Annotated in this window: 21 protein-coding genes; 12 read left to right on the top strand and 9 right to left on the bottom strand. The window is 43.7% G+C overall.

Annotated features, from left to right (window positions below; genetic code table 11):
• Nucleotides 1–113: 113 nt before the first annotated feature.
• Nucleotides 114–1,451: a sugar porter family MFS transporter gene (locus tag GGD38_RS19565; RefSeq protein WP_375302078.1), complete on the bottom strand. Its 1,338-nt coding sequence runs from the start codon at nt 1,449–1,451 to the stop codon at nt 114–116.
• 27 nt (nt 1,452–1,478) lie between these two features.
• Nucleotides 1,479–3,389 (bottom strand): glycoside hydrolase family 2 protein, encoded by a 1,911-nt coding sequence (locus GGD38_RS19570; RefSeq protein WP_375302079.1) that lies wholly within the window; start codon nt 3,387–3,389, stop codon nt 1,479–1,481.
• Between the two features lie 241 nt (nt 3,390–3,630).
• Between GGD38_RS19570 and GGD38_RS19575 the strand changes: the two genes are divergently transcribed.
• Complete coding sequence (locus GGD38_RS19575; protein WP_375302080.1) at nt 3,631–4,518, top strand: AraC family transcriptional regulator; 888 nt, start codon at nt 3,631–3,633, stop codon at nt 4,516–4,518.
• A 189-nt stretch (nt 4,519–4,707) separates the two neighbouring features.
• Here GGD38_RS19575 and GGD38_RS19580 read toward each other — a convergent pair whose 3' ends face one another.
• Nucleotides 4,708–5,937: an OmpA family protein gene (locus GGD38_RS19580; RefSeq protein ID WP_375302081.1), complete on the bottom strand. Its 1,230-nt coding sequence runs from the start codon at nt 5,935–5,937 to the stop codon at nt 4,708–4,710.
• A gap of 362 nt (nt 5,938–6,299) precedes the next feature.
• Here GGD38_RS19580 and GGD38_RS19585 point away from each other — a divergent pair, with 362 nt between their 5' ends.
• The 5 genes from GGD38_RS19585 (at nt 6,300) to GGD38_RS19605 (ending at nt 11,692) form a co-directional block, all read left to right on the top strand.
• Nucleotides 6,300–6,632, top strand: a complete 333-nt coding sequence (locus GGD38_RS19585) for a YegP family protein (RefSeq protein ID WP_375302082.1) — start codon at nt 6,300–6,302, stop codon at nt 6,630–6,632.
• 184 nt (nt 6,633–6,816) lie between these two features.
• Nucleotides 6,817–7,254, top strand: coding sequence for an SRPBCC domain-containing protein (locus GGD38_RS19590; RefSeq protein WP_375302083.1), 438 nt, complete (start codon nt 6,817–6,819; stop codon nt 7,252–7,254).
• Nucleotides 7,255–7,473: 219 nt separating this feature from the next.
• Nucleotides 7,474–7,938: a (2Fe-2S)-binding protein gene (locus GGD38_RS19595; protein WP_375302084.1), complete on the top strand. Its 465-nt coding sequence runs from the start codon at nt 7,474–7,476 to the stop codon at nt 7,936–7,938.
• A gap of 59 nt (nt 7,939–7,997) precedes the next feature.
• Nucleotides 7,998–10,121 carry a molybdopterin cofactor-binding domain-containing protein gene (locus tag GGD38_RS19600; RefSeq protein WP_375302085.1) on the top strand — a complete coding sequence of 708 codons (2,124 nt, stop codon included), beginning with the start codon at nt 7,998–8,000 and terminating at the stop codon, nt 10,119–10,121.
• 101 nt (nt 10,122–10,222) lie between these two features.
• Nucleotides 10,223–11,692 carry a hypothetical protein gene (locus GGD38_RS19605; RefSeq protein WP_375302086.1) on the top strand — a complete coding sequence of 490 codons (1,470 nt, stop codon included), beginning with the start codon at nt 10,223–10,225 and terminating at the stop codon, nt 11,690–11,692.
• On the opposite strand, the gene GGD38_RS19610 is transcribed toward GGD38_RS19605, so the two are convergent.
• Complete coding sequence (locus GGD38_RS19610; RefSeq protein WP_375302087.1) at nt 11,671–12,264, bottom strand: protoglobin domain-containing protein; 594 nt, start codon at nt 12,262–12,264, stop codon at nt 11,671–11,673. The genes GGD38_RS19605 and GGD38_RS19610 overlap by 22 nt on opposite strands.
• A gap of 182 nt (nt 12,265–12,446) precedes the next feature.
• Between GGD38_RS19610 and GGD38_RS19615 the strand changes: the two genes are divergently transcribed.
• Nucleotides 12,447–13,319, top strand: a complete 873-nt coding sequence (locus GGD38_RS19615; RefSeq protein WP_375302088.1) for a helix-turn-helix domain-containing protein — start codon at nt 12,447–12,449, stop codon at nt 13,317–13,319.
• 7 nt (nt 13,320–13,326) lie between these two features.
• Complete coding sequence (locus GGD38_RS19620) at nt 13,327–13,785, top strand: DUF983 domain-containing protein (RefSeq protein ID WP_375302089.1); 459 nt, start codon at nt 13,327–13,329, stop codon at nt 13,783–13,785.
• On the opposite strand, the gene GGD38_RS19625 is transcribed toward GGD38_RS19620, so the two are convergent.
• Complete coding sequence (locus GGD38_RS19625) at nt 13,786–14,328, bottom strand: NIF family HAD-type phosphatase (RefSeq protein ID WP_375302090.1); 543 nt, start codon at nt 14,326–14,328, stop codon at nt 13,786–13,788.
• Between the two features lie 164 nt (nt 14,329–14,492).
• On the opposite strand from GGD38_RS19625, the gene GGD38_RS19630 reads away from it, so the two are divergent.
• Nucleotides 14,493–16,613, top strand: coding sequence for a caspase domain-containing protein (locus tag GGD38_RS19630; RefSeq protein WP_375302091.1), 2,121 nt, complete (start codon nt 14,493–14,495; stop codon nt 16,611–16,613).
• A gap of 22 nt (nt 16,614–16,635) precedes the next feature.
• Nucleotides 16,636–17,409, top strand: coding sequence for a hypothetical protein (locus tag GGD38_RS19635; RefSeq protein WP_375302092.1), 774 nt, complete (start codon nt 16,636–16,638; stop codon nt 17,407–17,409).
• 39 nt (nt 17,410–17,448) lie between these two features.
• On the opposite strand, the gene GGD38_RS19640 is transcribed toward GGD38_RS19635, so the two are convergent.
• A complete protein-coding gene (locus GGD38_RS19640) occupies nt 17,449–18,156 on the bottom strand; it encodes a GNAT family N-acetyltransferase (protein ID WP_375302093.1) in 708 nt (235 codons plus the stop codon).
• Between the two features lie 496 nt (nt 18,157–18,652).
• On the opposite strand from GGD38_RS19640, the gene GGD38_RS19645 reads away from it, so the two are divergent.
• A complete protein-coding gene (locus GGD38_RS19645; protein ID WP_375302094.1) occupies nt 18,653–19,387 on the top strand; it encodes a hypothetical protein in 735 nt (244 codons plus the stop codon).
• Nucleotide 19,388: 1 nt separating this feature from the next.
• Here GGD38_RS19645 and GGD38_RS19650 read toward each other — a convergent pair whose 3' ends face one another.
• Both GGD38_RS19650 and GGD38_RS19655 read right to left on the bottom strand, forming a co-directional pair.
• Nucleotides 19,389–20,228 carry a metallophosphoesterase family protein gene (locus GGD38_RS19650; RefSeq protein ID WP_375302095.1) on the bottom strand — a complete coding sequence of 280 codons (840 nt, stop codon included), beginning with the start codon at nt 20,226–20,228 and terminating at the stop codon, nt 19,389–19,391.
• 228 nt (nt 20,229–20,456) lie between these two features.
• Nucleotides 20,457–22,490, bottom strand: coding sequence for a glutaminase domain-containing protein (locus GGD38_RS19655; protein ID WP_375302096.1), 2,034 nt, complete (start codon nt 22,488–22,490; stop codon nt 20,457–20,459).
• Nucleotides 22,491–22,725: 235 nt separating this feature from the next.
• Between GGD38_RS19655 and GGD38_RS19660 the strand changes: the two genes are divergently transcribed.
• Complete coding sequence (locus tag GGD38_RS19660; RefSeq protein ID WP_375302097.1) at nt 22,726–25,305, top strand: calcium-translocating P-type ATPase, PMCA-type; 2,580 nt, start codon at nt 22,726–22,728, stop codon at nt 25,303–25,305.
• Here the strand turns inward: GGD38_RS19660 and GGD38_RS19665 are convergent.
• Nucleotides 25,302–26,399: a hypothetical protein gene (locus GGD38_RS19665; RefSeq protein WP_375302098.1), complete on the bottom strand. Its 1,098-nt coding sequence runs from the start codon at nt 26,397–26,399 to the stop codon at nt 25,302–25,304. The genes GGD38_RS19660 and GGD38_RS19665 overlap by 4 nt on opposite strands.
• Nucleotides 26,400–26,401 lie beyond the last annotated feature (2 nt).

The following is a 26,401-nucleotide window of genomic DNA, read 5'->3' on the forward strand; positions in this document are numbered from 1 at the left end:
TGGTTTATGGTTTGTTGTTTGTGGTTCATTAAATTCAGGAAGGCCGATAGAAATGCAGCCTTCCGAAAAGCGCGGCAGCAACAACAAACCATAGACCACAAACCACAAATATTTTAATGCCTCATCATATCAATTTCTTCCAACGTCTTCCCTTTCGTTTCTACTACCCGACTGCGCACAAACAAAAACCCTAACACACAAATACCGGCGTACATATAGAATGGTCCATAAGCGCCGAGTGTTTGCGCCAGCACGGGGAAGGTGAACACCAACACAAAATAAGCGGCCCATAATGCAACCACAGCCACGGTAGTGGCGCGGGCACGAATATGATTGGGAAATATTTCAGCTATCAATACCCAGGTTACCGGCGCCAGCGAAGTAGCATACAACGCAATAGCTATAAGCACAAATACAGATACCAATGAAGCTGCGGCCTGGTTCTTTAACAACAAAGCCAACACCACATATATGACCGATAAGCCCGCTGCGCCGGCCAGCATCAACGGTTTGCGGCCCAGCTTATCAACCTGCCACATGGCAATGACCGTAAACACCAGGTTTACGGCGCCAATAGAAACCGTTTCAAACAATTGTTGATTGAGCGAAGCGCCCACCGATTCAAAAATGGTAGACGTATAATTGAACACTACATTAATACCACAGAACTGCTGGAACACCGCCAGCAAAATGCCCACTACCACGGCGCCACGTACCGCCGGCGCCCATACGCTGAAAGAGCCGGCATTTTGTTTCGCGCTGTTTATCGATCTTTTTATGTCATCCACCGTATGTTCGGCAAAACCTGCATCCCCTATTTTGGCAAGGATGCGCCTGGCCCGTTCGTGCTGGTTAACCTGCATTAACCAACGCGGGCTTTCGGGCAACCACAAAACACCCAATAAAAACAATAAGGAAGGCACGGCGCCCAGGCCAAACATCCAACGCCAGGCATCGGCACCATTATCGGCCAGCATATAATTCACCAGGTTGGTAATGAGAATACCTATAACAATGGTAAGTTGATTGATGGCCACATTGCGGCCACGCACTGAAGCCGGCGACACTTCAGCAATATACATGGGGCTTAACATAGAAGCCATACCAACGCCAATACCGGCGGCAAATCGCATGGCAATGAAAACAGCCAACGAACCCGATAAAGCCATACCTATTGAAGATAATGCAAATACAATGGCAGCGGTCATTAACCCCGGCCTGCGGCCAAACCTTTCGGCCAGCGCACCCGCAATAAGACAACCCGCAATACAACCCAGCGCCAGTGAGCCGGTAAGAAAACCTTCCCACCAGGGCGTTAAACCAAATGTGGTCTTCAGGAAAGGCAACGCACCGGAGATCACCGCAAAATCGAACCCAAACAAGTACCCACCCAATGCAGAAATAAATGAAATAGCTATTATGTAACCTGAATTAAATTTATGTTGGGTCATAGCAGACAGTTAATTGGTGCATGTTTATTAATGTACAAAAGGATAACTGATAACACGATAACCAGCCGGGGTACAAATATCAAAACCGGCACGGGCGTTCATATCCTCCAATGTAAAGATGAATGTTTCGCCTGGTTTTAACGTTGGTAATTTTTGCTGCAACATCTTATTCTTACCATTTGGCCAGGTAACCATAAAATCACGAACAATATACGAAGGCAACTGGTCTTTATTCTGAATGGTTACCTGTACCGTTGTTTCGCTCAGCTTTTTTACATTGGTGATAAGAATGGGCGAAGCCAGTTGTTTAAATACATAATACGATGACTTCCTGTTAAAATACATATCGGTAATACCATGAATACGGGCCTTGTAGTTAGCCGATCCGTCTTCACCCATATGTGTACGATAATCGTTCAAACAGAAATATATACAGCCGGCAATGTATTTGCGTTTGGCCCATTCATTATAATGATAGATCATATCATCGATGCGTCGCAGATCGCCACCGGCAAAGCGGGGCTCACACAATCCGTTCTCTGTAATCAGCAACGGCCGGTTGCCCATAGCGCTTTCTACTTCGGCAAAATAGGCCGGCAGTTCATTGGTTTGTTTTCCAAACCAGGTGCCAATGTATTCATTCCAGGTAGGCAGATCGCCAATAAATGATTCATCGTTTTGTTTACGTCTGAAGGTTTCGTTCGACACTACATTTGCCATGCGCACACTATCGAGCCCTTTTACAAACTGCTTTAAAGCGCGGTACTGGTTTGGATCGCGGTTATTACCATGTACTTCATTACTTATACCCCAGGCAAAAATGCAGGGATGGTTATAATCACGTTCTATCATTTCTGTGAACTGCTTTCGGGCCACTTCTTCCAGTTTTGGCGAAAGCTTATCGGGTTGTTGCCACCAGGGGATCTCCGCCTGTAGCAAGATGCCCTTCTCATCAAACTGATCGAGCATATATTCATCAACCTGCCAGTGAAAACGGCTGATGGTTACGTTAAGGTCCTTCATCATATTAGCCACAGAATCCATCACCCAACGTGGTTCGGCGCTGCCATACTGCGGGTGGCTCGAAGGCATGTATTCGAGCCCCGGCAGGCGAACCGCTTCGCCATTGAGGAATAACTGCGGGCCGCGCAATTCTATTTTGCGGCAACCAAAGGTTTGCGTAACCTGGTCGGTAGGTTGTGTATTGTTTTGAAGTGTTACCTGTACCTGGTATAAGAACGGATCATTGAAATGCCACAGATGCACCTTCCCTATGTCAACAGCACCTATAAACTCATTACCAGACTTAGACAATGCCAGCTTTTGATTGAACAGGTTCTTACCCGATCTCTTTTCATTGATGCGAACAACCGCCTGTACTGCTGTAATATCATCTTCCCATAGTTTCAGGTTAATGGCAGCTTTTGCAGTTGAATCGGTCAAATTAATATCGGGTGTAATATGCACATACTTTATGGAAGGTTTGCCGGTAACCTGCAAATGAACACCGCGAATAATGCCGCCATCGGCACACCAATCGAACTTTTTCTTATATGGCAAATTCGAATCGGAGAAGTTGTTATTTACAGCGATCACCAGTTTATTAGCCGATGCCGCCTTTGCCTCCTTGGTAATATCTACATAAAATGTCGTATAGCCGGCATTGGTATGTGTTGCCAGTTGTACACCATTGAGGAAAATAATTGCATCATGATAGATTGCTTCAAACTTCAATCGCAACTGCTTATTGCGGTATTGTGCAGGCACGGTAAATTCTTTTTCATACCAGGCCAGGCCAATATAATCTTCAAGCCCTTTCATAACATTCCAGGTATGGGGCACCTGAACGTTCACTGCAGCCCCCGGCAATCCCTTTGACCATTGTTTAGCCACACCTGCATTCGTTGAATCGGTAATAAAACGCCAATTCCCATTCAAAACAACCGTATTTCTTAAGGTTTGGGCCTTAAGTGATATTATATTAATAAGGACAAAGCATATTAAGCAGAACCTTTTTTTCATGATGGCAGCATTGTGAACTTATATGAAATAATGTACAAATATGCCGGATAGCCACTTGCAGGAAAATAGAGTTTTTTATTGAAATGATGGACAATGTTATTTTCCCAGCTATCAATAATCAATTATATTTAACGACAAATCATACAATCAGCTTGCCATGCCTGTACTTAAAAAAAGAGAAGGCTTTCAGGGTCAAAAATCAATAGTGCTGCCAAGGAAGATCATTACTGAGTTCAGTAATAGCAATTCCATTGCATCGGGTATGTATATTACCGATATTGGCTATTATCCCAAGGCAAAATACCATTACCGCCAGCGCACACATGGCAGCGATCAGCATATACTTATCTACTGTCTCGAAGGAAAGGGTAAGGCCCAGGTGCAAAAAAACAATTATATTCTGCAACCGGGTTCGTTCATCATCATTCCCGCCGGTGTTGCGCACAGCTACGCATCGGCCGAAGAAGATAGCTGGACTATTTACTGGATCCATTTTACAGGATCAGTATCAAAAAAGATGGTTGAAACACTGAAGCAAAAGATCAATGGCTTTAGCGCCCGGGTGGCTTTTAAACAAAAGCGGCTCGATCTTTTTGATGATATGTACGCCTGCCTGGAGCGCGGGTACGGTAACGATAACTTATGCTATGCCAATTTATGTTTGTATCATTTCTTTTCATCATTCCTGTACGATGATCAGTTTAACCTGCATGAAAAAACACATGCCGATGACCCGGTTGAAATGAGCATCAGTTTTATGCAGCAACATATTGCACAGGTTTTGTCACTGGAAGAAATAGCCCGCTCGGTAAACTTTTCAGCATCGCACTACTCTGCGCTTTTTCGTAAAAAGACGGGATTTGCGCCCATAGAATATTTCAATCACCTGAAGATACAGCTGGCCTGCCAGTATTTACATTTTACCGAACTACGTGTAAAGGAAATAGCCGATAAGCTGGGCATTGAAGACCCTTATTATTTTTCGAGATTATTTACAAAGCTAATGGGTATGAGTCCCAATCAATACAGGAATAGTAAGATTTAATAGACAATCATGAATTATGAAGGGCGCACGAATCGTAAAACGGCAAACGTGAAACGTGAAAGGCTCGCGAATTTTGAGATTTGTTTACGATCTTGCGCCGCCGGTTGCCGCGTTGCTAACGCGAGTGCCGGGAATAAGACTTTCACGTTTGCCGTTTCACGTTTCACGTTAATCTATTGCCAATTGATATTATTTCTTTCTTACACTTACCGAAATTCTTCTATCCATTTTTCTTTGTTCATCTGAAGCATTGGCACCTGCTTTTGCATATTTAGAGCCATAGCCTTCGGCGCCGGCTAATTGCGCGTTACTAATACCGTTACTTCTTAACTCAGCAACAACTGCATCTGCTCTTGCTTGAGATAATTTCAGGTTGGCCGGTTCATTGCCGGTTTTATCGGTATATCCGCCTATTTTAATACTGGCATTGGGGAATGCTTTTAAAATAGCGGCAATATTCCTTATTTGCGGCATGCTTTCAGGAGTTATCATAGAGCTACCGGTTTCAAAGTTCAGTTTATCAAAATCGAACCAGGTATTATTATCAACCTTTCGTGCAGGATCATTCAGAAAGCTAACCAATTGGTCTTCTATACCGTTTCTATAGGCATTTAATTCAACACCATTGGGCAATTTTACTTTTACAGTTCCAGGGGCTGTTGGCGAAGCAGCAATTCGCCCGGGTTCTGTTGGAGCAGCCATGGTAGTATCCCTTTCAATCCTGTTGTTCTTAAGGTTCGAAAAATACCATACCAGTCCTAGTGCGGCTAAGATCACTACTACAGGCATTACCCAGGTGGAGCTTTTTTTTCTACCTGCATTATGCGAGCCCCTTACCTGTTCAGTAACCCCTGATATTACATTTGAATGCCTGTGGGCCATATTACCAACACTGCTTAATCCCATTATACCTGCGAGATTAAGTCCGGAAGGCATTGCATGCATAACTGTATCTTTTTGATTATCGAGAAAAGAAACCAAAGAGCGTTCATCCATATTAGTTGATGTAGCCTGAACACCTATAGCACCTAAAGCAGCCGGCGCAGTGATACTCATAAGCGAAGCGGCTGAGGAAGATTTTATACCAGCAAAATTAGATATCAAATTTACAACATCATTCATGCGGCCGCCAAAGATGCCTTTTAACAGATCGGTGCCTCGTTCAAGTAAACTATTGTTACCGAAAAAATTACTGAGGCTTGAGAAGGTACCGCTATTGGCCGTATCTTTTGCCATGGCAAGTACCCGGCCGGCATCGCCCGAGTCGGCTTTTTGAATAATTCCCGAAAGCACCGCAGGAACAATGCCCGACATAGCCCGTTGCACCCTGGATTCATCTTCATGCAACTGGGTACTGGCTTTGGGAACCAGGTCAGCTCCCAAAAGACCCCTTACTGAATCTATGAGATTGAATGACATAATTTTAAGTTTTAAAATTATTAATAGATTTCCCAGAAAGCAGATATAAGATCAATACAAGAAGTGATAGGATACAAATTGTAATTGTGCCTGTAAATGAAGGCAAAGATTTGAGGCGAGAGCGGAAAGAGATACCACTAAGTTACCGTATTAGTTACACCTTTCAAAAACTATTTATGTAAGCTATTACCAGCGGCCTTTAGCATTGTGTATAAATGAAGCATTGATCATAATCAAAACTTCGCACAACATGATCAAACATGCATCGCGTATCAACAATATGATTATTTTTATGGTATACGTTATAGTTAGTTCATTATACCATTAACTCAGTCACATTAATAACCAAAAACCTTGATGTTATGGGGAAATTTATAATTACAAAACGCATAAATGGTGAGTTTCAGTTTAGTTTAAAAGCCGGTAATGGCGAAACCATTCTCAACAGCGAAGGCTATTCAACAAAATCAAATTGCCAGAATGGTATTGATTCGGTTAAACGCAATGCGGCAGATGAAAACAAATACGATCGCAAAATAGCTTCCAACGGGAAACTGTATTTCACCCTGGAAGCAGCTAACGGCCAAACCATTGGCTTCAGCGAATTATACGAAAATGAAAGCGGCCGTAATAATGGCATCATGTCTGTAAGGACCAATGCACCGAATGCCATTATTCAGGATGCAACTATTTAGATAGAAAGCGTGCAATTCAACCTAGTGCGTCCCCTCAAAAGGACGCATTTTTTATTTTCTCACACGTGTCGCAATCACCCCCCGGATTTGTCTCAACCACACCCCGTGCAGGTTTAAAATTTGCATGAACTTTATACCCGGCCAAAAGCAAACCCAAATTTTAAATAAAGAAAATCGAACACTCATGGAAAAGCAAACGTTTAAAATTGCCATCGATGCACCGCGTGAAAAAGTTTGGAATGTTCTGTGGGCAGATGATTCATATCCTACATGGACAGCACCATTTGCTGAAGGTTCACAAGCCATTACCGATTGGAAAAAGGGCAGCAAAGTATTGTTCACAGATGGTAAAGGCTCGGGTATGGTTTCAAAGATCGACGAATCAGTTCCCAATGAATTTATGAGCTTTTTACACCTGGGTATGGTTAAAGACGGTGTAGAAGATACTACCAGTGATGAAGTTAAAGCCTGGGCCGGTGCGCATGAAAACTATACTTTAAAAGAAGCGCAGGGAAAAACCGAATTGGAAGTTGAGATTGACATTGATGAAAACCATAAGGAGTATTTTGTTGACACATTTCCCAGGGCTTTGCAAAAGGTTAAAGAATTAGCTGAAGCTTAGTTTTCAGTTCACAGTTCATAGTTCTTAGTTCACAGTTCAACGAAGCTATATGTATTTCCTGTAAACGGTGAACTGTGAACTATGAACTTTTATATAAAAAATTAACCTTAATTAACTCCGGATTCACTTCTACTATCATTTTTCGGCAAGAGAACAACCATCCTTCACATTCTGTCGTCATATAGCCTTGATTTCACTAATTTTATCAAAACCAATATCATGGCTAGCTATACAATCACCGTCAACAATCAAAAAAGAACTGTTGATGTTTTGCCAGATACTCCACTTTTATGGGTTTTACGCGATGAACTGAACCTGGTAGGCACCAAGTTTGGTTGTGGTATTGCACAATGCGGCGCCTGTACTGTACTGATGAACGATAATGCCATCCGCTCCTGCTCCTATCCCGTTTCTGCGGTAGGCACCAACAAAATTACCACTATTGAAGGCTTAAGCGAGAACGGCGACCATCCGGTGCAACAGGCATGGGATGAAATGGACGTTGCTCAATGCGGCTATTGTCAAAGCGGACAGGTTATGGCGGCTACAGCCCTTTTAAAAAGAAAGCCCAACCCTACCGATGAGGATATTAATGCGGCCATGAGTAATATATGCAGGTGTGGGACGTATGTGAGAATTCGGAAGGCTGTTCATTTAGCTGCGGAGAAAGCTGCTGGCAAGTAGTTATTATCCGGCAGAGGCCTTGTCAACCTGTTAACTTGTCAACCTGTCAACTATTACCAATGAAACAAGCACCAACCAATATATCACGAAGAAACTTTCTCAAAATCACCTCACTAGCCGGCGGCGGCGTTCTCTTCGGCTTCGAACTCCTGGCCAATGTAGCACCCGAAGCAGCGGCCAATGCGGCGCTTTTTGCGCCAAATGCGTATTTGTCAATAGATGCCAACGGCATTATTACGCTTATGGCGCCAAATCCTGAGATCGGGCAGGGTATTAAAACCTCATTACCCATGTTGCTGGCCGAAGAGCTGGATGTTGACTGGAATAAGGTAGTGATAACCCAGGCCGCTTTTGATAAAGAAAAATATGGTAACCAGTCGGCCGGCGGTAGTGGCGCTATAAAGGGCCGGTATGAACCTATAAGAAAAGCCGGTGCGGTGGCCCGTCAAATGCTGATCGCCGCAGCTGCACAAACCTGGGGCGTACCCGAAGCGGAATGCGCTACAGAAAATGGTTTTGTGATCCATAAAACCAGTGGTAAAAAACTTAGCTATGGCGAGCTGTCGACCAAATCGGCCTCCATGCCGGTCCCCGAAAACGTTACGCTAAAAGACCCAAAAGACTTCAAGATCATAGGGAAACGCATTAAGAATATCGACAACAAGAACATACTTACCGGCAAGCCATTATTCGGCATAGATACCCGGCGCGAAGGCATGCTTTATTGCATGGTATCGCGGCCACCGGCTTTTGGTAAGAAATTGAGATCATTCGACGATACCGAAGCCCGCAAAATACCCGGCGTCAAAAACGTCGTTCGCACAGAAACGGTAGTGGCTGTTTTGGCCACCAATACCTGGGCTGCGAAAAAGGGCCGTGATGCTTTGAAAGTAGAATGGGAAGATGCCGGCAAGCTCGAAAGCACCACCGAACATATTGCCGCTTTTAAAAATCTGATCCAACAAAAAAGCGAAAAGCCCGATCGCAACGATGGCGATGCCGAAAAGGCGTTGGCTAGTGCAAAGAAAGTACTGGAGAGCATTTACGAAGTGCCTGTGCTTAGCCATGCCCCCATGGAGCCCATCAACTTTTTTGCCGATGTACGTGATGGCAAGGCCGACCTGTACGGCCCCACCCAGGTACCTGGCCGGGCCATTACCGATGTGGCAAAAGCATTGGGAATAGCAGAAGCCAATATTACACTTGGTTTGCCCCGGCAAGGCGGTGGTTTTGGCAGAAAACTCCGCAGCGATAATGTGGTGGAAGCCGCATTGATCTCTGCCGCAGCCAAAGCGCCCATACAAATGTTATGGACACGTGAAGATGATATGCAGGGCGATTTTTACCGGCCCAATAGCATGTTTAAATACAAAGCCGCCATCAATAACAACAACGAGCTCGATGGCTGGCACCTTACGGCAGTGGCCCTGGGTGGCCGCCCGGCAGCAGTCGATAATTTTCCCGCCGGAGCATTGGCCAATTACCGTGTTGACGGCCATAGCCTGCAATCAAATATTCAAACCGGCCCCTGGCGCGCCCCAACACATAATGCCGTTGGTTTTGCCGAGCAAAGTTTTCTCGATGAAATTGCGCATGAACTAAAAAAAGACCCCATCGATTTCCGGCTCGAGTTGCTGGAGCGCGCAAAAAACAATGCCGCCGGCAAAGTGAACTATGATATTGAAAAATTCAAAGGAGTAATAAACCAGGTGCGCCAAATGAGCAACTGGGATAAGAAAACGCCTGGCCGTTTTAAAGGATTTGCCGCTTATTATTCTTTCAGCACCTATGTTGCCGAAGTAGCCGAGATCTCCATCGTAAATGGCAAACCCAAAGTGCATAAGGTATACGCCGCCGTTAACTGCGGACAGGTAGTGAACCTGAGCGGCGCCGAAAACCAGGTTCAGGGCGCTATTGTTGATGGACTGGCCCATGCCTGGTATACTGAGCTCACGTTCGACAAAGGGACGGTTCAACAAAAGAATTTCAACACCTATAAAATGATGCGCATACAGGATGCACCGCTCGATGTGGAGGTGCAATTTGTGGCCACCAACGATAAACCTACCGGTTTGGGCGAACCGGCCCTGCCGCCTATTGCAGCGGTGGTTTGTAATGCCATCTTTGCAGCTACTGGTAAACGAATAAGAAAATTGCCTTTTGGGAAGGAGCTGAACGCTTAAAATAGTTCGTAAGTTATTCAGTTCATAAGTTATTGAGTTAACTAACTTACGAACTGAATAACTGAACAACTGAATAACTTTATTCTTACTTTTAAGCCTTTATGAACAATTCAACGTTGTGGTTCAAAAGACTTATATCTACACAGAATAAACGCTACTTCTATATAGCCGGCGCAGCAATCATTGTTCAATTTATACTATTCAAACTTTGCTATCCCTTTGCTGATTATTTCAACGACAGCTTTACTTATATAAATGCAGCAGCAAAGCATCACTCCATGAGTGTGCGCCCCATAGGTTACTCCCGGTTCCTGCAGCTTGTTCACTTAGTAACTTCATCAGACACCGTAGTTGTTTTTTTACAATACTTTACCATACAGGCCGGGGCATTGATGTTATTTTTTACCCTGCGTTATTTCTTCCCATTACCTAAAAAAGCGGGCAACTGGCTGTTCGGCATTCTGTTGTTCAATCCGCTATACTTATATATCGGTAATTATATCAGCAGTGATGCCCTTTTTGCCGGTGTTGGTTTAATGTGGACCGTTACCCTTATATGGGTAATTAACAAACCACGGTGGTTACAGCTGTTGCCATTGGCCGGGTTGCTTTTCATAATGTTCTCCCTGCGTTATGCCGCTTTATATTTACCAGCCGTTGCGTTGCTCACCTTACTATTAAGCCGGCGCAGTTGGCTTTTTAAACTTACAGGCATCACCGTTACAGTGCTTCCCTTATTTATAGAATATCAACGCATAAAATCCGTTACAAAAAAAGAGACCGGCACAGCAGTGTTTTCAGCCTTCAGCGGCTGGGTGGCAGCCAATAATGCGTTGCATATGTACCCCTATATTCATGTGCGGAATGAGGATTTTTTGTCCCCCGAATGCAAAGCTTTAAATCATTTAGTAAAGCAATATTTCGACACGGTGCCGGCATCGGCACTCCCCTACCCTTATGCCAGGGTAAATTATATGTGGGGAGATATCAGTCCGTTAAAAGCATACATGCGGGCAGTAGAAGAAAAGAAGAAGATAAAGAGTTATTTTGATGCCTGGCATGCCGTAGCACCCGTGTTTTTACAATATGGCAACCAATTGATACTGCAGCATCCAATAGCCTATGCGCGTTATTTTATGTGGCCCAATACCAAAGAATATTGTGTGCCGCCGCTTGAATCGCTGTTGTCGTATAATGAAATGAGAACGACTGTTGATTCTACAGCAATAAAATGGTTTCGCTATAAAAGCGAAAAGATGAGCAGCATCAATCCCACTATTCAAGGCAAGATACTGTCACCTGTTCCCTGGTTATTCTTTTTAGTCAATATTTTCTTTTGCGGGTCGCTGGCCTTTATTCTTATCAGGAGAAGGCAATACGCCCTTTCACCAGATTTACTGCGAACGCTGTTACTGGCCGGTGTGTTCTTTATCATTACTTTTTGTTTCAGCACTTATGCTGCGCCTATCACATTGCGGTACCAATTACTTCCTATGGTCATTTACAGCGCTTTTTTAATCGTAATGATCAACGTTATAATAAGCCGCCGTTACCAGCCATCGGTGCAATAAGCGCGCGTCCATAAAGTAACGTGTAGCAATACTGCTTTACACCAGGCTTTGTGCATTTTTTCTATAACCCCCAGGCTATGCCCTTTTTTAGCCAGAAAGGGTTTTACAGTATCGTTTACCACGGCCGTAAAGGCTATTACATATCGCATAGGAATATGCGGCGGCGCTTCCACTTTATCGGTTTCATTTTTCTTTACATACATGTGGCGTAAACCAATTTCATACTGGTAATTCAACCAGTCCTGATCATATGGTTTGGTGCACACATCCATGATCCATTGCTTAAAGCGTTCTTTCACTTTAGCTTTATACTCCTCATTGATGTTTCCGTTGGCATCTTTAAAGTAATATGAAAGATGTGGCATTGTACTAATGACGCCCCGCCATAAATTCACCAGCGAATCTGTTTGATCTTCCAGCACTTCGGCGGCCATTCGTAAATACCTCATATCTTCGGAATCGAGCGTTATTGTTTGCTTAAGCTCATCGAGGTCCTTCATAGTTACCGGTGAGGTGGCCAAATCGTTAGCACCATAGGCGTACCCGGCAATATTGTCCACTACTGATTGCATAACTAATTGTTTTTATTCATTTTAAATAAATCAGAAAAAACCGTACCATCGGCTGTTCAACATAGCAGGGAGAAAAATACACGCACCCCATATAAAAAAGCAAACAGAAGTAAATAGTACCACTAAATCCGTAAATTCTGCCACTATTATGGTACCAGATCGTTGTAATTTTGACTATCGAAATGAAAAAGACCATCCCCTTATATGAAATATGCACCATTGACCGTACTGTACACCAGGACCTGATGGTAGAACGACTGGCCACTTACCAGGATAAACATTACGCCAACCTGCATAAACCACACCGGCATACATTTTATCACCTGGTGCTGTTCACTAAAGGAAAAGGCGCACACACCATTGATTTTAGTCAGTTCAAAATAAAACCTTACCAGATCTATTTTATGGCGCCCGGCCAGGTGCATAGCTGGCATTTTGAAAGCCCTATGGAAGGTTACCTGGTTCATTTTAACGCCGGGCTGTTCAGTACTTTTTTGCAACGACCCGACTACATTCAGCAGTTCCAGTTCTTTAATGGCAACAGCGAAAACGGCGTTTACAACTTACCGGTTGACCTGCACGATAAAGTAACGAGCCTTATGGAAGCTGTATTAAAGGAAATGGATAACACCCAACGCAATCTCGATATGATACGGGTGTTGTTACTGGAACTATTTATACATATCGATCGCCGTTGCGTAAATGAAAAAACGAAAAACATTCCGCAGCAGAAATTGATCACGCTTAACCAGTTCAAACAACTGATAGAAAAACATTATCGCTTGTTACGGCTGCCAAAGGAATATGCCGAACTGATGTATATAACGCCTAATTATTTAAATGCTTTATGTAACGATGTTGTTGGAAAAAGTGCCGGTGAGCTTATCCGCGACCGCATCTTACTGGAGGCAAAACGTTTTCTTACCAATGCCGATATGGACATTAGTGAAATTTCGTACGAGCTGAACTTCCAGGACAACTCCTACTTTACCCGATTCTTCAAAAAAAGTACTGGGATGACACCTGAAGCATTTAGAAAAAAGATGACCCAATAATTTTTATATGATCACACATGACACCTCAAAACCGAATGTAATTCTTAGCGTATTGCACAACAACTGTCCGCGTTGCAGAAGAGGAAGACTCTTTAAATACAGCAACCCGTACAAACTGAATGGCATGTTGAAGATGAATGAAAAGTGCGAGGTATGCGGACAAACAACCGATATGGAACCCGGTTTTTATTATGGCACCAGCTACGTTAGTTATGGGTTGGCAATAGCCGTAACCGTTGCCACCCTGGTGGCCTGGTGGGTATTGATAGGTTTTTCGTTGCAAGACAACCGCTTTTTCTGGTGGATGGGTACTAATGCTTTTATTTTAATAGCACTACAACCCCTGTTGATGCGATGGTCGCGAACAATATGGCTTTCGTTTTTTATTTGGTATAGTCCTAAGTGGAACGAGGGCGATGTGGTTGTTCCCGAACGTACAAATGACAGTCTGAAAAACGCGTGGTAATCAGCTATTTCGCCAGCCACGTTTTTCAATAGTTCTTACGTTCTGTACTGTTTTTAATGTTAACAGATAGTTGTATAAATGCCGGAGTTCACAGTCGTTTACATCGCCTGTGAACTCTTTTATATAAATGGCATTACCATAATTGGCCCTTGATTTTTCGGGTGAGTCGTCGATGATAAGGATCTGCTCAAGCCTGAATCCTTTCTTCTTTAATTTATCGAGCCGCTTTTCATATACATAGGTATCATACATGGCATCGCGCCGCGGCGTGCATCTGCTATTTGCCCAAACAATGACCGGCTCAATGGTTTCGGGCCAGATCTTACTTACAATTTCCTGCACATAAATATCACCGGCCGAGCTCCAGATGCCAATTTGAAAATGATTTGCAATGTCTATAAGAAACTGCCGCAGCAGTGGGCGTTCGTAAACGTAGTAATCTTCATAAGTAAAATGCGGCGGATAATCCAGGGCTGTGTCGGTAGCATGAATAAGGGTTTCATCAAGATCGAAGATGATGAGGTTAGGTGATTTGTTTTCCATGGGTTAGGGTTCATTCTATACGCAATAATATAACAAATTTTCATTCTCTTTACCCATGATCCAATTACCGTCTTTTCACCCTTTTTTTCTTTAACTAAATCACTGAACTTGGGCCACGCCCCTTAAGCCCCTTCCGCTTACTTTAACCATTCAATACCAATTGTATGAACGCTTCGCTTTCGCCATCCCCTGAAAGTAAAAAAAAGCTGTATGCCCTTCTTGTAGGCATCACCGATTACCGGGAAGATCTAAAGGTGGGCAACGAGTCGGTGTTCTTTCCCAAACTTTCTGCCTGTACTACCGACGCCGATAAAATACAGGCTTATTTACAAACCGACACCTACTACGAACCGCATATAAAAACGCTTTACAACAAACTGGCCACCAAAACCGCCATTGCCGAAGCCATTACCCAACACCTGGGCCAGGCCCGCGAAGGCGATGTAGCCTTCTTTTATTTCAGCGGTCATGGCACCCAGGAGTTTGCCGATCCGGCGCTGTTCCCCGCCGAAACTGATAAGCGGCTTGAATGCCTTGCCTGCTATTACGACGAAACGTTGAAAAATGATTTCTTATTAGCCGATAAGGAACTAAGATGGCTGATAAAACAACTGAGCGCCAACAACCCACACATAGTTACCATATTTGATTGCTGTCATTCGGGTGAGAACACGAAGAACGCTAAGGTGTTGACCAATGCATTTAAAAACGTAGTTGAAAAAAAGGTAACTTTTACCTTTCCGCAAAGGACCTGGGAGCAATTTCTTTTCAATACGGCCATTAAAAAAGAAGATCTTATTGGTAATGGCGTTGCTGCAACGCTGCCCGAAGGCCGCCATGTACAATTCTCAGCCTGCGAGTCGGACGAATCGGCGGTAGAAATAGACCGGCAAAGTGTATTCACGCAGGTTTTAATAAGTGTACTGAAAAGTGTGGGCGGCGATCTTTCGTACCACAGCCTCAACAGCAGGCTAAGGCAATATATGCGCGGCGTATACGACCAAAAACCCACAGTGTATTATGGCAATCCCGACACCAATACGCGCTACCTTGCTTTTTTAAATAAACCCTACAGCGTTGCCAAAAATGTGTTTGGTGAAATAACCTATAATATGGCGCGCGAATGGCAACTGAACCTGGGCGCCATTCATGGCATAAGAAAAGATCAGGCGCTGAAGCTTTTTGAAGCAGCTAATCCAACTCAAATTATTAAAGCATCCATTGGGGCCATTAAGATCGATCATTGTGAAATAATGACCAGTGAAAAGCTTGACGAAAACAAAGTGTACTTTACCAATTGGGAAGGGCTGGGCACCAAAGCCATTCGGGTACACTTTGATACAACCGGTGCCGATCTGCAAATACAGCAAACCATCTTTCAGGAACTTTTTACCGGCGCCAATCAACAGGTAGTAGCTGAAGATGAAGAAGCCAATGCCCAATATGTGCTGCGTTTTCTAAACAACAAATACTATCTCACGTTACCCAACGAACGCTTTCGCCCATTGTTTGAACCATTGGCCGCTACCGAAACCGATCTGGCTAAAAAAATTGCCTTTTGCTTACACAGCATTGCAGCCTGGGAAAGCCTGAAACAATTGGTGAACGAAGATGAAATTACCAATATACCAGCCAATGCCCTCGCTATTGAAACAGCCGTTGGTAATGCACCCTATACAACACTAAATGGCAACACACTTGAGATTGGTTACGTACAACAACAGAATGGTGAATATACAAATACGCTGAAAATGAAGCTTACCAACAACACCGGCAGGAACCTGTATATCTGTTGCGCCCATTTTACGTCTGATTTTGCCTGTTATACCGGTTTTCTGAACCCACCGGTATACCAATTAACAGCCGGCGATTCTGTAGAGTTAAACCAGGAGGCCGATACCACCTTGCCAGTGAGCCTGAGTGACTATATAAAATGGTACAATTGGAAAGAAGAACAGGAAACCATAAAGCTTATTGTTAGCTCAGAACGTTTTGATGAAACGCTGCTGAATATAGAAGGGCTTACACCTCCACCCCTGCCAGGCGCCGCTAAATCGGCTATCGAAGGAATCATATTAAGTAAAGGCATAGTGAAAAAAGACCCGGCAAGAGTAAGAGGCTGGCGCACCATAGATGTAAAACTCATTTACCGCAACCCGCTTTACAATACCATTACAGATAGCGACCTGCAAACCACGATGCAGGATGCAAACACTGCTGATTTTGCGCGTGGGCTTTATAAAGGCGCAGAAATAAAGGTTACTTCAACTTTACAACCGAGTTAATACAAAACAAAATTGTCAATTTATGCCAAACACAACACTCATCCAGGACCACGATATTAGTGAATACGTATCTGGCCTTTCACTCGCGGAGCCCGAAGCCGGTTTTCCTAAATCAAAAGACGCCGCTACAGACCAGGTAGCAGAAGGTGTAGAGCAATCGTTTTTAAATGCCAAAAGCCTGGTATCGTTTGTATCGGAGTTGAACGGACAAAGACGAAAAGATGTGTTGAATTCTGTTCTTATTGCGCAACTGGCCGCCAATAAAGCACATCCCGATGAATCGCAGATACTGGATTGGTACAAAACATTTATTGATGTATTGAATAAACTGGGCTGGGTAATTGAAGCAGCCGAATTTTCGGAGTGGGAATCAAAAGGCTCGGTGTTTGAAGTGGAGAATGCCATCATTGACATTCTTACTGCGGCCTTTGGTGGCACCTTTGTATCGGTGATCAAAAAAACATTATCGGCCATTAAAGACCTTGCCGATAGCAATGGTAAAATAACCGCTTTTGAAAAGAACACCCACTCCATATCAAAAGGCGCCTTTCAAATAGGCATTGCAAAAGAAGAAAACGATACTGTTGCCATGCAAATAGGCACCTTCCTGCTTACATCAGATAATCAGATCAAAAAGATCCTCTTCTTTAAATCGACCAAGGAAAGCACCAAACTGAACTATTGTTCAAGAAAAGGTACGTTAAACGAAGAACTGTACGCAAAGGGCCGCGATGCCATTGTAGAAAAACTGGGCAACCGCGTAACGGAATTTGTTACAGTAATTGATATTGATTAGAATAAGAGAACGCTACGGTGACAGCACCGTAGCGTTCTCTTATTTGTGAGCAACATCATACCTGTAAAACTTTACATCAACCTCCATCCGCGGAAAGCCGGCGGGCAGTTCTGCCACTGCAACTTCTTTAAAATTGTTCTTCTCATAAAAGCGATGGGCAGCTAAAAATTTCGCTGTTGTACCCAGGTATATTTCGGTTAACTCTTTTTCCTTTACCCAGTTGAACAAGGTATTCAGCAATAACTGGCCGGTACCATGTTCTTTGCCTCTATAATCTTTATGCACAAACATTTTGCGCAAAGCGCCCTGACGGTTGCCTATATCGAGTAATGAAATGGTGCCCACTACTCTGCCATCGTTAACAGCCAGCCAAAAATTGCCATTATTGTTTTGGTAGAACGTTGGAATTTGTTGCAGATCGGGTTGATCTGCCGGCGTTATGGGTATATTGAACTCTTCCTGCTGAATGGGTATAATTAAATCAATCACCTGTTGTTTGTACCGTTCGGTATACACTTCTACTGTTGTTTCCATGATGCTGCAAATGTACACAATTGCAGCAGTTAGGCCCGTAAGGTAATTTGCATGGCTTGTAAGTTGTTTTACATGGCTTGCAGGCACATTTACATCGCTTGTAAGATGATTGCGCTCGTTTGTAAGAAGTTTTGCATCGCTTGTAAGATGATTGACATGGCTTGCAGGCATATTTGCAGCGTTTGTAAGATCATTTACATCGCTTGTAAGCATTTTCTATTTACTGTTAAGCATATTTACATCAGCGATAAGCATTTTTTCTTCAGCAGTTAACCTGTTTGCCTCGTTTGCAAGCTTGTTTTAGTTGCCAGTTAGCTTGTTAATCATGTTTGCCCGCTTGTTTGTATTGTAAGTTCACTTGTTTACCTTGTTCGCCCGCTTGTTTGAGTTCGCAGTTCACTTGCTGGTCTTGTTCACCCCCTTGTTTGCTTTGCCAGCCCGCTTGTTTACCTTGCTAGCCCCCTTGTTTGCCTCAGCGGTTCGCTTGTAAGTCCTGCTCACATCACAAAAATAAATTTATAAGCCTATAAACTTATAAATGGCCATTATAAGTCTATAGGCTTATACCCTATAAATGGTATTTTAGAACTATTTACTTTCGGTTAAATTTATATTTCTTGATACTAATCAAATTAACGCAATGAATTTACCCGTTACTAACGGTATCATTTATAAAGTAAGTATATTAGTTCCCATATGCTAACTGGTTATGAGACGAAGAATGCTTGTTATGTGGTTACTGCTGGCGCTAAGTCCTGCGGTACTTAAAGCCCAAAATATCAGCCTCGCTAAATTATTGTCGCTGCAAAAATCCTCCCTCATAAATATCCAGGATTATATTGAAACGGGCGCCTGGAAACTAAAAGGCATTATTACTTTGAAAGAAGTAGACAGCAGTGTATTTCAAAACCGCACCAGATTATATTTAGATTCCCTGGCCAAATACCGCAAACCCGAAGGCAACCCGCTTACCGCCAATCATTATTATGGTCAACTGGTTGAAAATACCCGCTTTGATGCCCCGGCCTGGATAGAATACCTGAGTAAGGCAGATACCAAAATCAACAACTCAACGCTGTTCACCAACTCCATCACCGTTACGCTGCCAAAGTTTTACATCTTTAATGCCATCAACCTTAATTTGCACAACTTCGACCGGCATACCTTCAACCATTCGCTTCGCTTTAGCTTTGGCGACGACGACACGTTTAAATCATTGCTGAACGATATTAAGATCCTGCAAATACCCGAAAAAGATCAGTACGTTATGTACAGCAAACCTTTAATTACCCGGGTTTATAAGCTGGCCGACCAGGTGATTAACCTTACCATTTTAAACGCATCTATAAAATCTTACTCACTGGAAGTTTATTCACGCGCCGATTACGATTACCTGCATGCTACCGAACAGGAACTAAAAGGCAAGAGTGATTTCATTCCTTAACTTACGAACTCACTAACTCACGAACAGGCAACACATGTTCATTCAGTTTCACTTCAGGATTTAGTATATAAGTAGCAATGGTATTATCCTGCATAACTTCTACCATTCTAAAACCCTTATACGTTGTACCCCAGCTGCCGCCGATATGTGAATCGAACAGAAAAGGTATGCCTTCTTTTTCTTTCATATCGTCCTGGTCGTGATCGTGGCCATTGAATACCGCCCGCACATTTTTATAATCTTTCAGCAGGCTAATAAACTCCGGACAATCCTTTGCATTGTCCGTCCATTTAACGGGTGTAATATGAATAGCAATAAATATGTTGGGTGCATGTTTGTATTTCTCCAACTGCGCACGCATCCAGTCGAGATCGGGACATAAATACTCGCCTTTTTCATTGCTGGTAGTGGCCAGCAGGAACACCTGTTTATCTACAACAAACGAATGATTGAAGGGCATGTTCCAGGTATTCTTCCATACTTCTTCATTTACCATATCGTGATTACCCTGGGTAACGTAATAAGGCATTTTCAATTGATCGAGCTGTTGCTTGGCCAGCGGCAACATGGCTGGGTCGTTATGAATGATATCGCCGTTAACGATACAAGCCTTCAGCTTATTCTTTTTATGCTGTGTGTTTATGTGCTGAATAATGTTTGTATAATCGCTTTCCCAGCTGGTTTTCGGTTGCCCAAAGTGCCCGTCACTGGCTACCGCAAACCTGAACTTTACTTTATTATGTGTTGAACCGATAGACAATGCCGAGCGGTACAACATTTTACCATTAGTTAGTAGTAACAGTACGGGGGCTGAGTTTTTAATAAATGAACGGCGATCCATGTGTTTAATTATTTGAAGTGAATAACCTGATTATTATTCGTTTCTATTGGGCAGTTACAGGTTACAAGGTACAGGTTACCGGTTACCGGTTTCCCGTTGCCGGGACCTTAATTCGAGACTCACGACAAAATGCTCAAAGCCCCGGCAACTTGCAACCTGGAACTTGCAACGGCTTATAATTATGGTATACTTCAAACTATTCACCATTGACCATTGACCATTCACCATTTACCACTTTCCCTCAAGCATTTTCATGAAGTAACCACCAACAACACTTCGGGCCTGAAACCCTACTTGTTTCGCATTGGTTGTTTCGTGCCAGTCGCTAAGGGGTACCCGCGTTGGGGTTTCTGTAAGATACGTATAAACCGGGTTGATTAGCGCATCAAAATCAGCAGCATTATTTGCCAGCGTGGCCGTCCATACTATCCAATCTGATTTGGTATAGGTTTTCCGGCTATCGAGCGGTAACCCATAGGTATTTTGTTTGGTGAGGTAGTATTTTATCTCCTTCTCGTACACTTCGGCCGGAAACAAATTCAGTCCTAATATTTTATCCCAGGCCAGGTTGTACTTCTGGCTCCAGGTGTTTTTGTCAGAAAAAGTGAGCGCATAGTGATCGCCATCATCGGCCATTTGCATCCACTTGGCCGCCATATCCTTTGCCATAGCGCGGTATTTTGCGGCCGTGTCTTTTTCCTTTAGCATATCGGCCAGCATGGCATAACAGCCAATACCTACAATGGCTTTTACCGAAAGATTGGTATTGCGCGCCAGGTGGCCGGCAAAATCATCGGTACATAACTGGTTGGCGGGGTCAAACCCATCGCGGCTTAAAAATTGAACCCAGGTGCTCAATGCCTTCCAGTGCTTTTTGGCGTAATTGGCGTTCTTTTCGGCTTTGGCTATGGCTGCAGTTAAAATGATCATATTGCCCGACTCTTCCACAGGCATGTCTTCACCATAGGTTTGTCCGTTCGCCAATGGGTATGTACCCAAATCATGCGCGGCAAACGGTTTGGTAAACTTGCCGCTTTCACTGTAATAAAAAATACCCGTTAACATACCCTTCAGTAATTCGGGATTGTATAACAGGTACAACGGCGCCGATGGATACGTTACATCAACTGTATTGATAGAACCATTGCTGTAATTCTCTTTCGACAGGAATAACAATTCGCCCTGCGGGTCTTTTACGATCTTATGCGCGGCAATACTTTGGCGATAAGCTGCTACACATAACTGCGCATATTTTTCACCGCCTGCATTTTTAGCATCAGCATACAATTTCTGATCAAAGGCAATACACTGTTGCATTACACTTTTATAATCAGCCGCCGCTTTTGCCAGTTCCTTTTCAATGGTACGGCCTTCGGCGCGCCATACCGGCGGCAGGTTCTTTTTAAAGTATTGAATGGAATACACATCATCGTACCCAAGCATCAGGAACTGCTCCTGCGGTTTGCTGTTTGTTTTTATACGAGAACTGGTACGCAAAATGAAATTAGTACCCGTTTGCTGATCGGGCAGCGGTTTTATGACTACCGGAAATTCAGTATCCGCGTTGGCAATATACTGATACACATTGCTGCCCTTTGGCGCAGCTATATACATATACCCCCAATCTATCCGCAGATCGTCGCCCCTTTTTTGCAATACCGGTTGCGTGGTAGTACCGGCTTTCAGCACCTGTAACCCATCGGCGGTAACCAACTTTTCAGCTTTTACTTCCTGATCGGGTTTATTTACGGCTACATTGGTTGAAACACCCAGTATTACTTCGGCATCGTGCTCTTTGCCATCGTTCGATTGCAGGGTAACTGTTATATACGACACCGGCCGGGTTAACACCGCCCAGTTGTTCAATAACAACGGCGAGGTAAATTGTAATTGTACATTAACCCCACCACAGGTATACCGGTAAATGGTTCGGGTGGCAGTAACTGTTACATCGGTTTGTTTGGCAACGGCAACGGGTGGCAAATTTTCAGTGGCAAATCCCTGCGACAGGCTATCTTCCTGGCCCTTATTGCCCTTTCCCATAATACGAAAGAATTGTTTATCAACCACCACCCAGCCGGTCAGGGGTTGATCGGCGCCGGTCCAGTGTTTGGTACTGCCGCTGGTAAGATCATCGGCAAACGACCAAATACTAAAATAGGGATCGTGGGTAATTAAGGGATAGGCGGGCGCTTTTTTCAATTGCGCTGTTGAGATCACTGAAAAAAGCAAAAAAACAGGTAGTAAAATGTTGTATTTCATATAATGAGCAAGTAATTATCGTATTTACATCAATAATGTGGCTGACCAATATCAGGCCGAAATATTGCATGTGTTAGCTTTCAATCGTTAATTATGGCCGAATTTAAGCGTTCAGCAATTAAAACTGAGATCACGGTAAAATGAAACGTGAAATAAGTTCATCCTGTGGACTCCCTTTATTCTCAGCGTTTCAGAATTTGTTCAGTTTGTTACATTTAATTAAATAATGTTATAAATGAATTGGCATACATCCACTACAGAGGACGTTATTAAAGAACTGCAAAGCAACATAGATGGCCTAACAGCGGAGGAAGTTGCAAAACGAATACAACAATATGGTCCTAACCAGTTGCAGGAAAAAAAGAAGCGGCCGGTATGGCTGTTGTTCCTGATGCAGTTTAAAGATGTCATGATCCTTATCCTGATGGTGGCCGCCATCATCTCGGCTGTTGTAGGTGATGTAAAAGACATGATCGTGATCCTGGTCATAATCATGATCAATGCCGTTGTAGGTTTTGTGCAGGAATTCCGTGCCGAAAAAGCCATTGATGCGTTGAAAAAAATGTCGGCCGCACATGTACGCGTGCGTCGCAATAAACGGGTTACACAAATTGAAGCAACGGAAGTAGTGCCGGGCGATATTGTAATGATGGAAGCCGGCGATATGGTGGGCGCAGATATCCGCATTATCGAAAGCCATTCATTAAAAATAGAAGAAGCATCCCTTACCGGCGAATCGCAGGCCGTTGATAAACGACCCGATGCCATACAGGAAACTGAAGTACCCCTGGGCGACCGGGTAAACATGGCCTACAAAAGCACCATGGTAACTGCCGGCAATAGCGTTGGCGTGGTAGTAGCTACCGGTATGCAAACCGAAATAGGTAAAATTGCCGGCATGCTGCAGGAACAAGAAGCCACTACCCCACTGCAACAACGCCTGGCCGATTTCAGCAAGAAATTATCATTCATTGTACTGGGCATTTGTGTGGTGTTGTATTTTATTGGTATTCTACGTGGCGAGAAACCGGTGAACATGTTGCTTACCACCATTTCGCTTGCAGTGGCGGCCATTCCAGAAGCACTGCCGGCCGTTATCACTATTGCACTGGCGCTGGGCGCTAAAAAACTGGTGCGTAAAAATGCATTGATACGCAAACTGCCCGCCGTTGAAACGCTTGGTTCTGTAACCTACATCTGTACCGATAAAACCGGCACGCTTACCCAAAATCAAATGACGGTGCAGGATATTTGGCAACATGACAGTTTTGAACTGATTATTCCCGAAGTACAAAAAGAACAGGTACTGCTGCTGGTGATGTCGCTGAACCACGACTCACATGAAGACAATACCGATAACAATAAACGAAAAGGCGACCCTACTGAAGTGGCGCTTGTAGAATACGCCATGAAGCAGGAAGGTTACAATAATAACTGGGCACAGGCTTTTCCACGCAAACAGGAATTGCCGTTCGACTCGGACCGTAAGCTTATGACCACCGTACATGCGGCGAACAATGAATTTCTGGTAGTGACCAAAGGCGCATTGGAATCTATTTTTAAGATCACTCAATCAACCAGCGAAGAAAAAATAACTGAAAAGAGCGATAAACTGGCTGAAGCGGGGCAAAGGGTAATCGCCTACAGTTGCAAACTCATAAAACAGCTGCCGAATGAAGGCGATATGGAAGCGCTGGAAAGCGATCAGCATTTTTGTGGTCTTGCAGGCATGATAGACCCGCCGCGGCCCGAAGCACAAAAGGCAATAGCAGAATGTAAAACGGCCGGCATTGTTCCTGTAATGATCACCGGCGATCACCCCATAACGGCCGCTGCCATTGCGCGTGAGATGGGCATTCTGCAAAACAAAAGCGACAAAACCGTTACCGGAATAGAGCTGGAAAAAATATCAGATGAAGACCTCGATAATGAGATCACCCATATAAAAGTGTATGCCCGGGTAAGCCCCCAGCAAAAACTACGGATTGTAAAAACGTTACAAAAGAAAGATCAATTTGTTGCCATGACCGGTGATGGTGTGAACGATGCACCGGCCCTCAAACGCGCCAATATTGGCGTAGCCATGGGTATTACCGGTACAGACGTATCGAAAGAAGCGGCCGACATGATTCTGCTCGACGATAACTTTGCCACCATTGTTAAAGCGGTAAAAGAAGGCCGGCGCATTTATGATAACATCAGACGGTTTATACGGTATGTGCTTGCCTGTAACTTTGCAGAAATACTCACCATTTTCCTGGCGCCTATAGTCGGTTTGCCTATTCCGTTACTGCCTATACATATCTTATGGATCAACCTGGTTACCGATAGTTTACCCGGACTGGCACTGGCAGGAGAAAAAGCAGATACAAAAGTAATGGAGCGGCCGCCCAGAGACCCCAGGGAAAGTATTTTTGCGCTTGGCTTAGGCTTTAGTGTTATTTGGGTGGGAATACTAATGGCTGCCGTAGGACTGGTTACACAGGCTTGGACCATAAACGATGAGGATACGCACTGGCAAACGATGGTATTTACTGTATTATGTTTTAGCCAGATGGGACATGCATTGGTATCGCGCAGTGAACATGAGTATATTTTCAGGTTAGGCGTTTTTTCGAACCGGCCATTGGTGGGAGCTATTGCGCTTACGTTCGTACTTCAAATTGCGATCATTTATTTACCCTTTCTGAACAAGATCTTTAATACAGCCCCACTAACATGGAAAGAACTGGGAATATGTTTGCTTATATCCACCATTACTTTCCATGCTGTGGAGTTGGAGAAATTTATTAAAAAAAGAACGGGAAAACTTTAGTTATCAGAGATCACATATTCGTACGGATACAACAGCACTTTCCAGGTTACACCGCCATCGGCCGTAATATATAATTTCTGGCCGCCATACATGATGCCATTCAGGTCATCCTGAAAGTGCAGTTTCTTCATGTTAATGTATTCGTAATTGGCGGTATTGGTAACCGTATTCCAGGTAACACCTGTATCGGTACTTTTTACCAGGTTTTCCTGGGTAACGCCATAAATAATATTATCGTTCACCATGTGGGCCGAAGTAAGTTTCAGATCGGCCGAAGGCTTTTTCCAGGTAGCGCCGCTATCGGTTGAAACATAGGCATTGCCAAAATTTTCGAGCGCGCACAAATTACCTTTTACCCCGGTTTGTAATTCAGAAAGCACCCTGTCGGCAATGAGAACCGGTTCGCTCCAGGTACGGCCGGTATCGCGTGTTTTAGAAATATACGAACTGTATTTGCTGTTTTTATACAGTAATACATAACCCGTTTTTTTATCAACGAACTTCACATTTGCAGGGTAATAAGCATCATCAAAAAAGCTTACACGGGTAGCTATTTTTGTTGTAAGGTTCAGCTTATAGAATTTACGGCTATCGGCATTGCTGGTTGACTTCTGCTGATAGGTAAGCATTATGTAATTTGAATCGATATAAGATGCATCAACCAGCTCGGTGGTATTATAACCCGTTGTGCTGATGCCGGGCGAAAATGAAGAGGCAGTAAGGGCCAAAGAGCCCCAGCTGGCACCAAAATCAAAAGAATAATATACGATAGGCGCTATAGTAGTACCCGACGCAATTACAATACCATTTCTGCTGGAATTGAACGACGTTAATTTAGTACCGGCTACATCGTAAACGTTATGGCTAAAAGTTTTAAAATTGTCGGTAGTGCTAAAGTACTTATTCGTAGTTAAGCCACGGATAATATTGCCACTATCGAGCCGCGCTGTGGCCAGGTTGTTATCCTTGATCAACAACTTTACATCGGCATTGATGGCCGGTTCGGTAGGAATTTGTGTAATGAGAAATCTGTCCTTATCGCCGCAACCAAATGCAACAGCACTGACAAGAAAAAGATAGTATAGTTTTTTCATAG

The sequence above is a fragment of the Niastella sp. OAS944 genome (genome assembly GCA_024809215.1).
In the GTDB taxonomy this organism is placed as follows: domain Bacteria; phylum Bacteroidota; class Bacteroidia; order Chitinophagales; family Chitinophagaceae; genus Niastella.

What these genes read in the sequence shown, in the direction of transcription:
- GGD38_RS19600 (WP_375302085.1), top strand. Translation starts at nt 7,998, where the DNA reads ATGAAACAAGCACCAACCAATATATCACGAAGAAACTTTCTCAAAATC.
- GGD38_RS19610 (WP_375302087.1), bottom strand. Translation starts at nt 12,264, where the DNA reads ATGCAATCAGTAGTGGACAATATTGCCGGGTACGCCTATGGTGCTAAC.
- GGD38_RS19590 (WP_375302083.1), top strand. Translation starts at nt 6,817, where the DNA reads ATGGAAAAGCAAACGTTTAAAATTGCCATCGATGCACCGCGTGAAAAA.
- GGD38_RS19580 (WP_375302081.1), bottom strand. Translation starts at nt 5,937, where the DNA reads ATGTCATTCAATCTCATAGATTCAGTAAGGGGTCTTTTGGGAGCTGAC.
- GGD38_RS19585 (WP_375302082.1), top strand. Translation starts at nt 6,300, where the DNA reads ATGGGGAAATTTATAATTACAAAACGCATAAATGGTGAGTTTCAGTTT.
- GGD38_RS19655 (WP_375302096.1), bottom strand. Translation starts at nt 22,490, where the DNA reads ATGAAATACAACATTTTACTACCTGTTTTTTTGCTTTTTTCAGTGATC.
- GGD38_RS19565 (WP_375302078.1), bottom strand. Translation starts at nt 1,451, where the DNA reads ATGACCCAACATAAATTTAATTCAGGTTACATAATAGCTATTTCATTT.
- GGD38_RS19595 (WP_375302084.1), top strand. Translation starts at nt 7,474, where the DNA reads ATGGCTAGCTATACAATCACCGTCAACAATCAAAAAAGAACTGTTGAT.
- GGD38_RS19635 (WP_375302092.1), top strand. Translation starts at nt 16,636, where the DNA reads ATGCCAAACACAACACTCATCCAGGACCACGATATTAGTGAATACGTA.
- GGD38_RS19575 (WP_375302080.1), top strand. Translation starts at nt 3,631, where the DNA reads ATGCCTGTACTTAAAAAAAGAGAAGGCTTTCAGGGTCAAAAATCAATA.
- GGD38_RS19615 (WP_375302088.1), top strand. Translation starts at nt 12,447, where the DNA reads ATGAAAAAGACCATCCCCTTATATGAAATATGCACCATTGACCGTACT.
- GGD38_RS19665 (WP_375302098.1), bottom strand. Translation starts at nt 26,399, where the DNA reads ATGAAAAAACTATACTATCTTTTTCTTGTCAGTGCTGTTGCATTTGGT.
- GGD38_RS19620 (WP_375302089.1), top strand. Translation starts at nt 13,327, where the DNA reads ATGATCACACATGACACCTCAAAACCGAATGTAATTCTTAGCGTATTG.
- GGD38_RS19605 (WP_375302086.1), top strand. Translation starts at nt 10,223, where the DNA reads ATGAACAATTCAACGTTGTGGTTCAAAAGACTTATATCTACACAGAAT.
- GGD38_RS19660 (WP_375302097.1), top strand. Translation starts at nt 22,726, where the DNA reads ATGAATTGGCATACATCCACTACAGAGGACGTTATTAAAGAACTGCAA.
- GGD38_RS19650 (WP_375302095.1), bottom strand. Translation starts at nt 20,228, where the DNA reads ATGGATCGCCGTTCATTTATTAAAAACTCAGCCCCCGTACTGTTACTA.
- GGD38_RS19645 (WP_375302094.1), top strand. Translation starts at nt 18,653, where the DNA reads ATGAGACGAAGAATGCTTGTTATGTGGTTACTGCTGGCGCTAAGTCCT.
- GGD38_RS19630 (WP_375302091.1), top strand. Translation starts at nt 14,493, where the DNA reads ATGAACGCTTCGCTTTCGCCATCCCCTGAAAGTAAAAAAAAGCTGTAT.
- GGD38_RS19625 (WP_375302090.1), bottom strand. Translation starts at nt 14,328, where the DNA reads ATGGAAAACAAATCACCTAACCTCATCATCTTCGATCTTGATGAAACC.
- GGD38_RS19640 (WP_375302093.1), bottom strand. Translation starts at nt 18,156, where the DNA reads ATGCTTACAAGCGATGTAAATGATCTTACAAACGCTGCAAATATGCCT.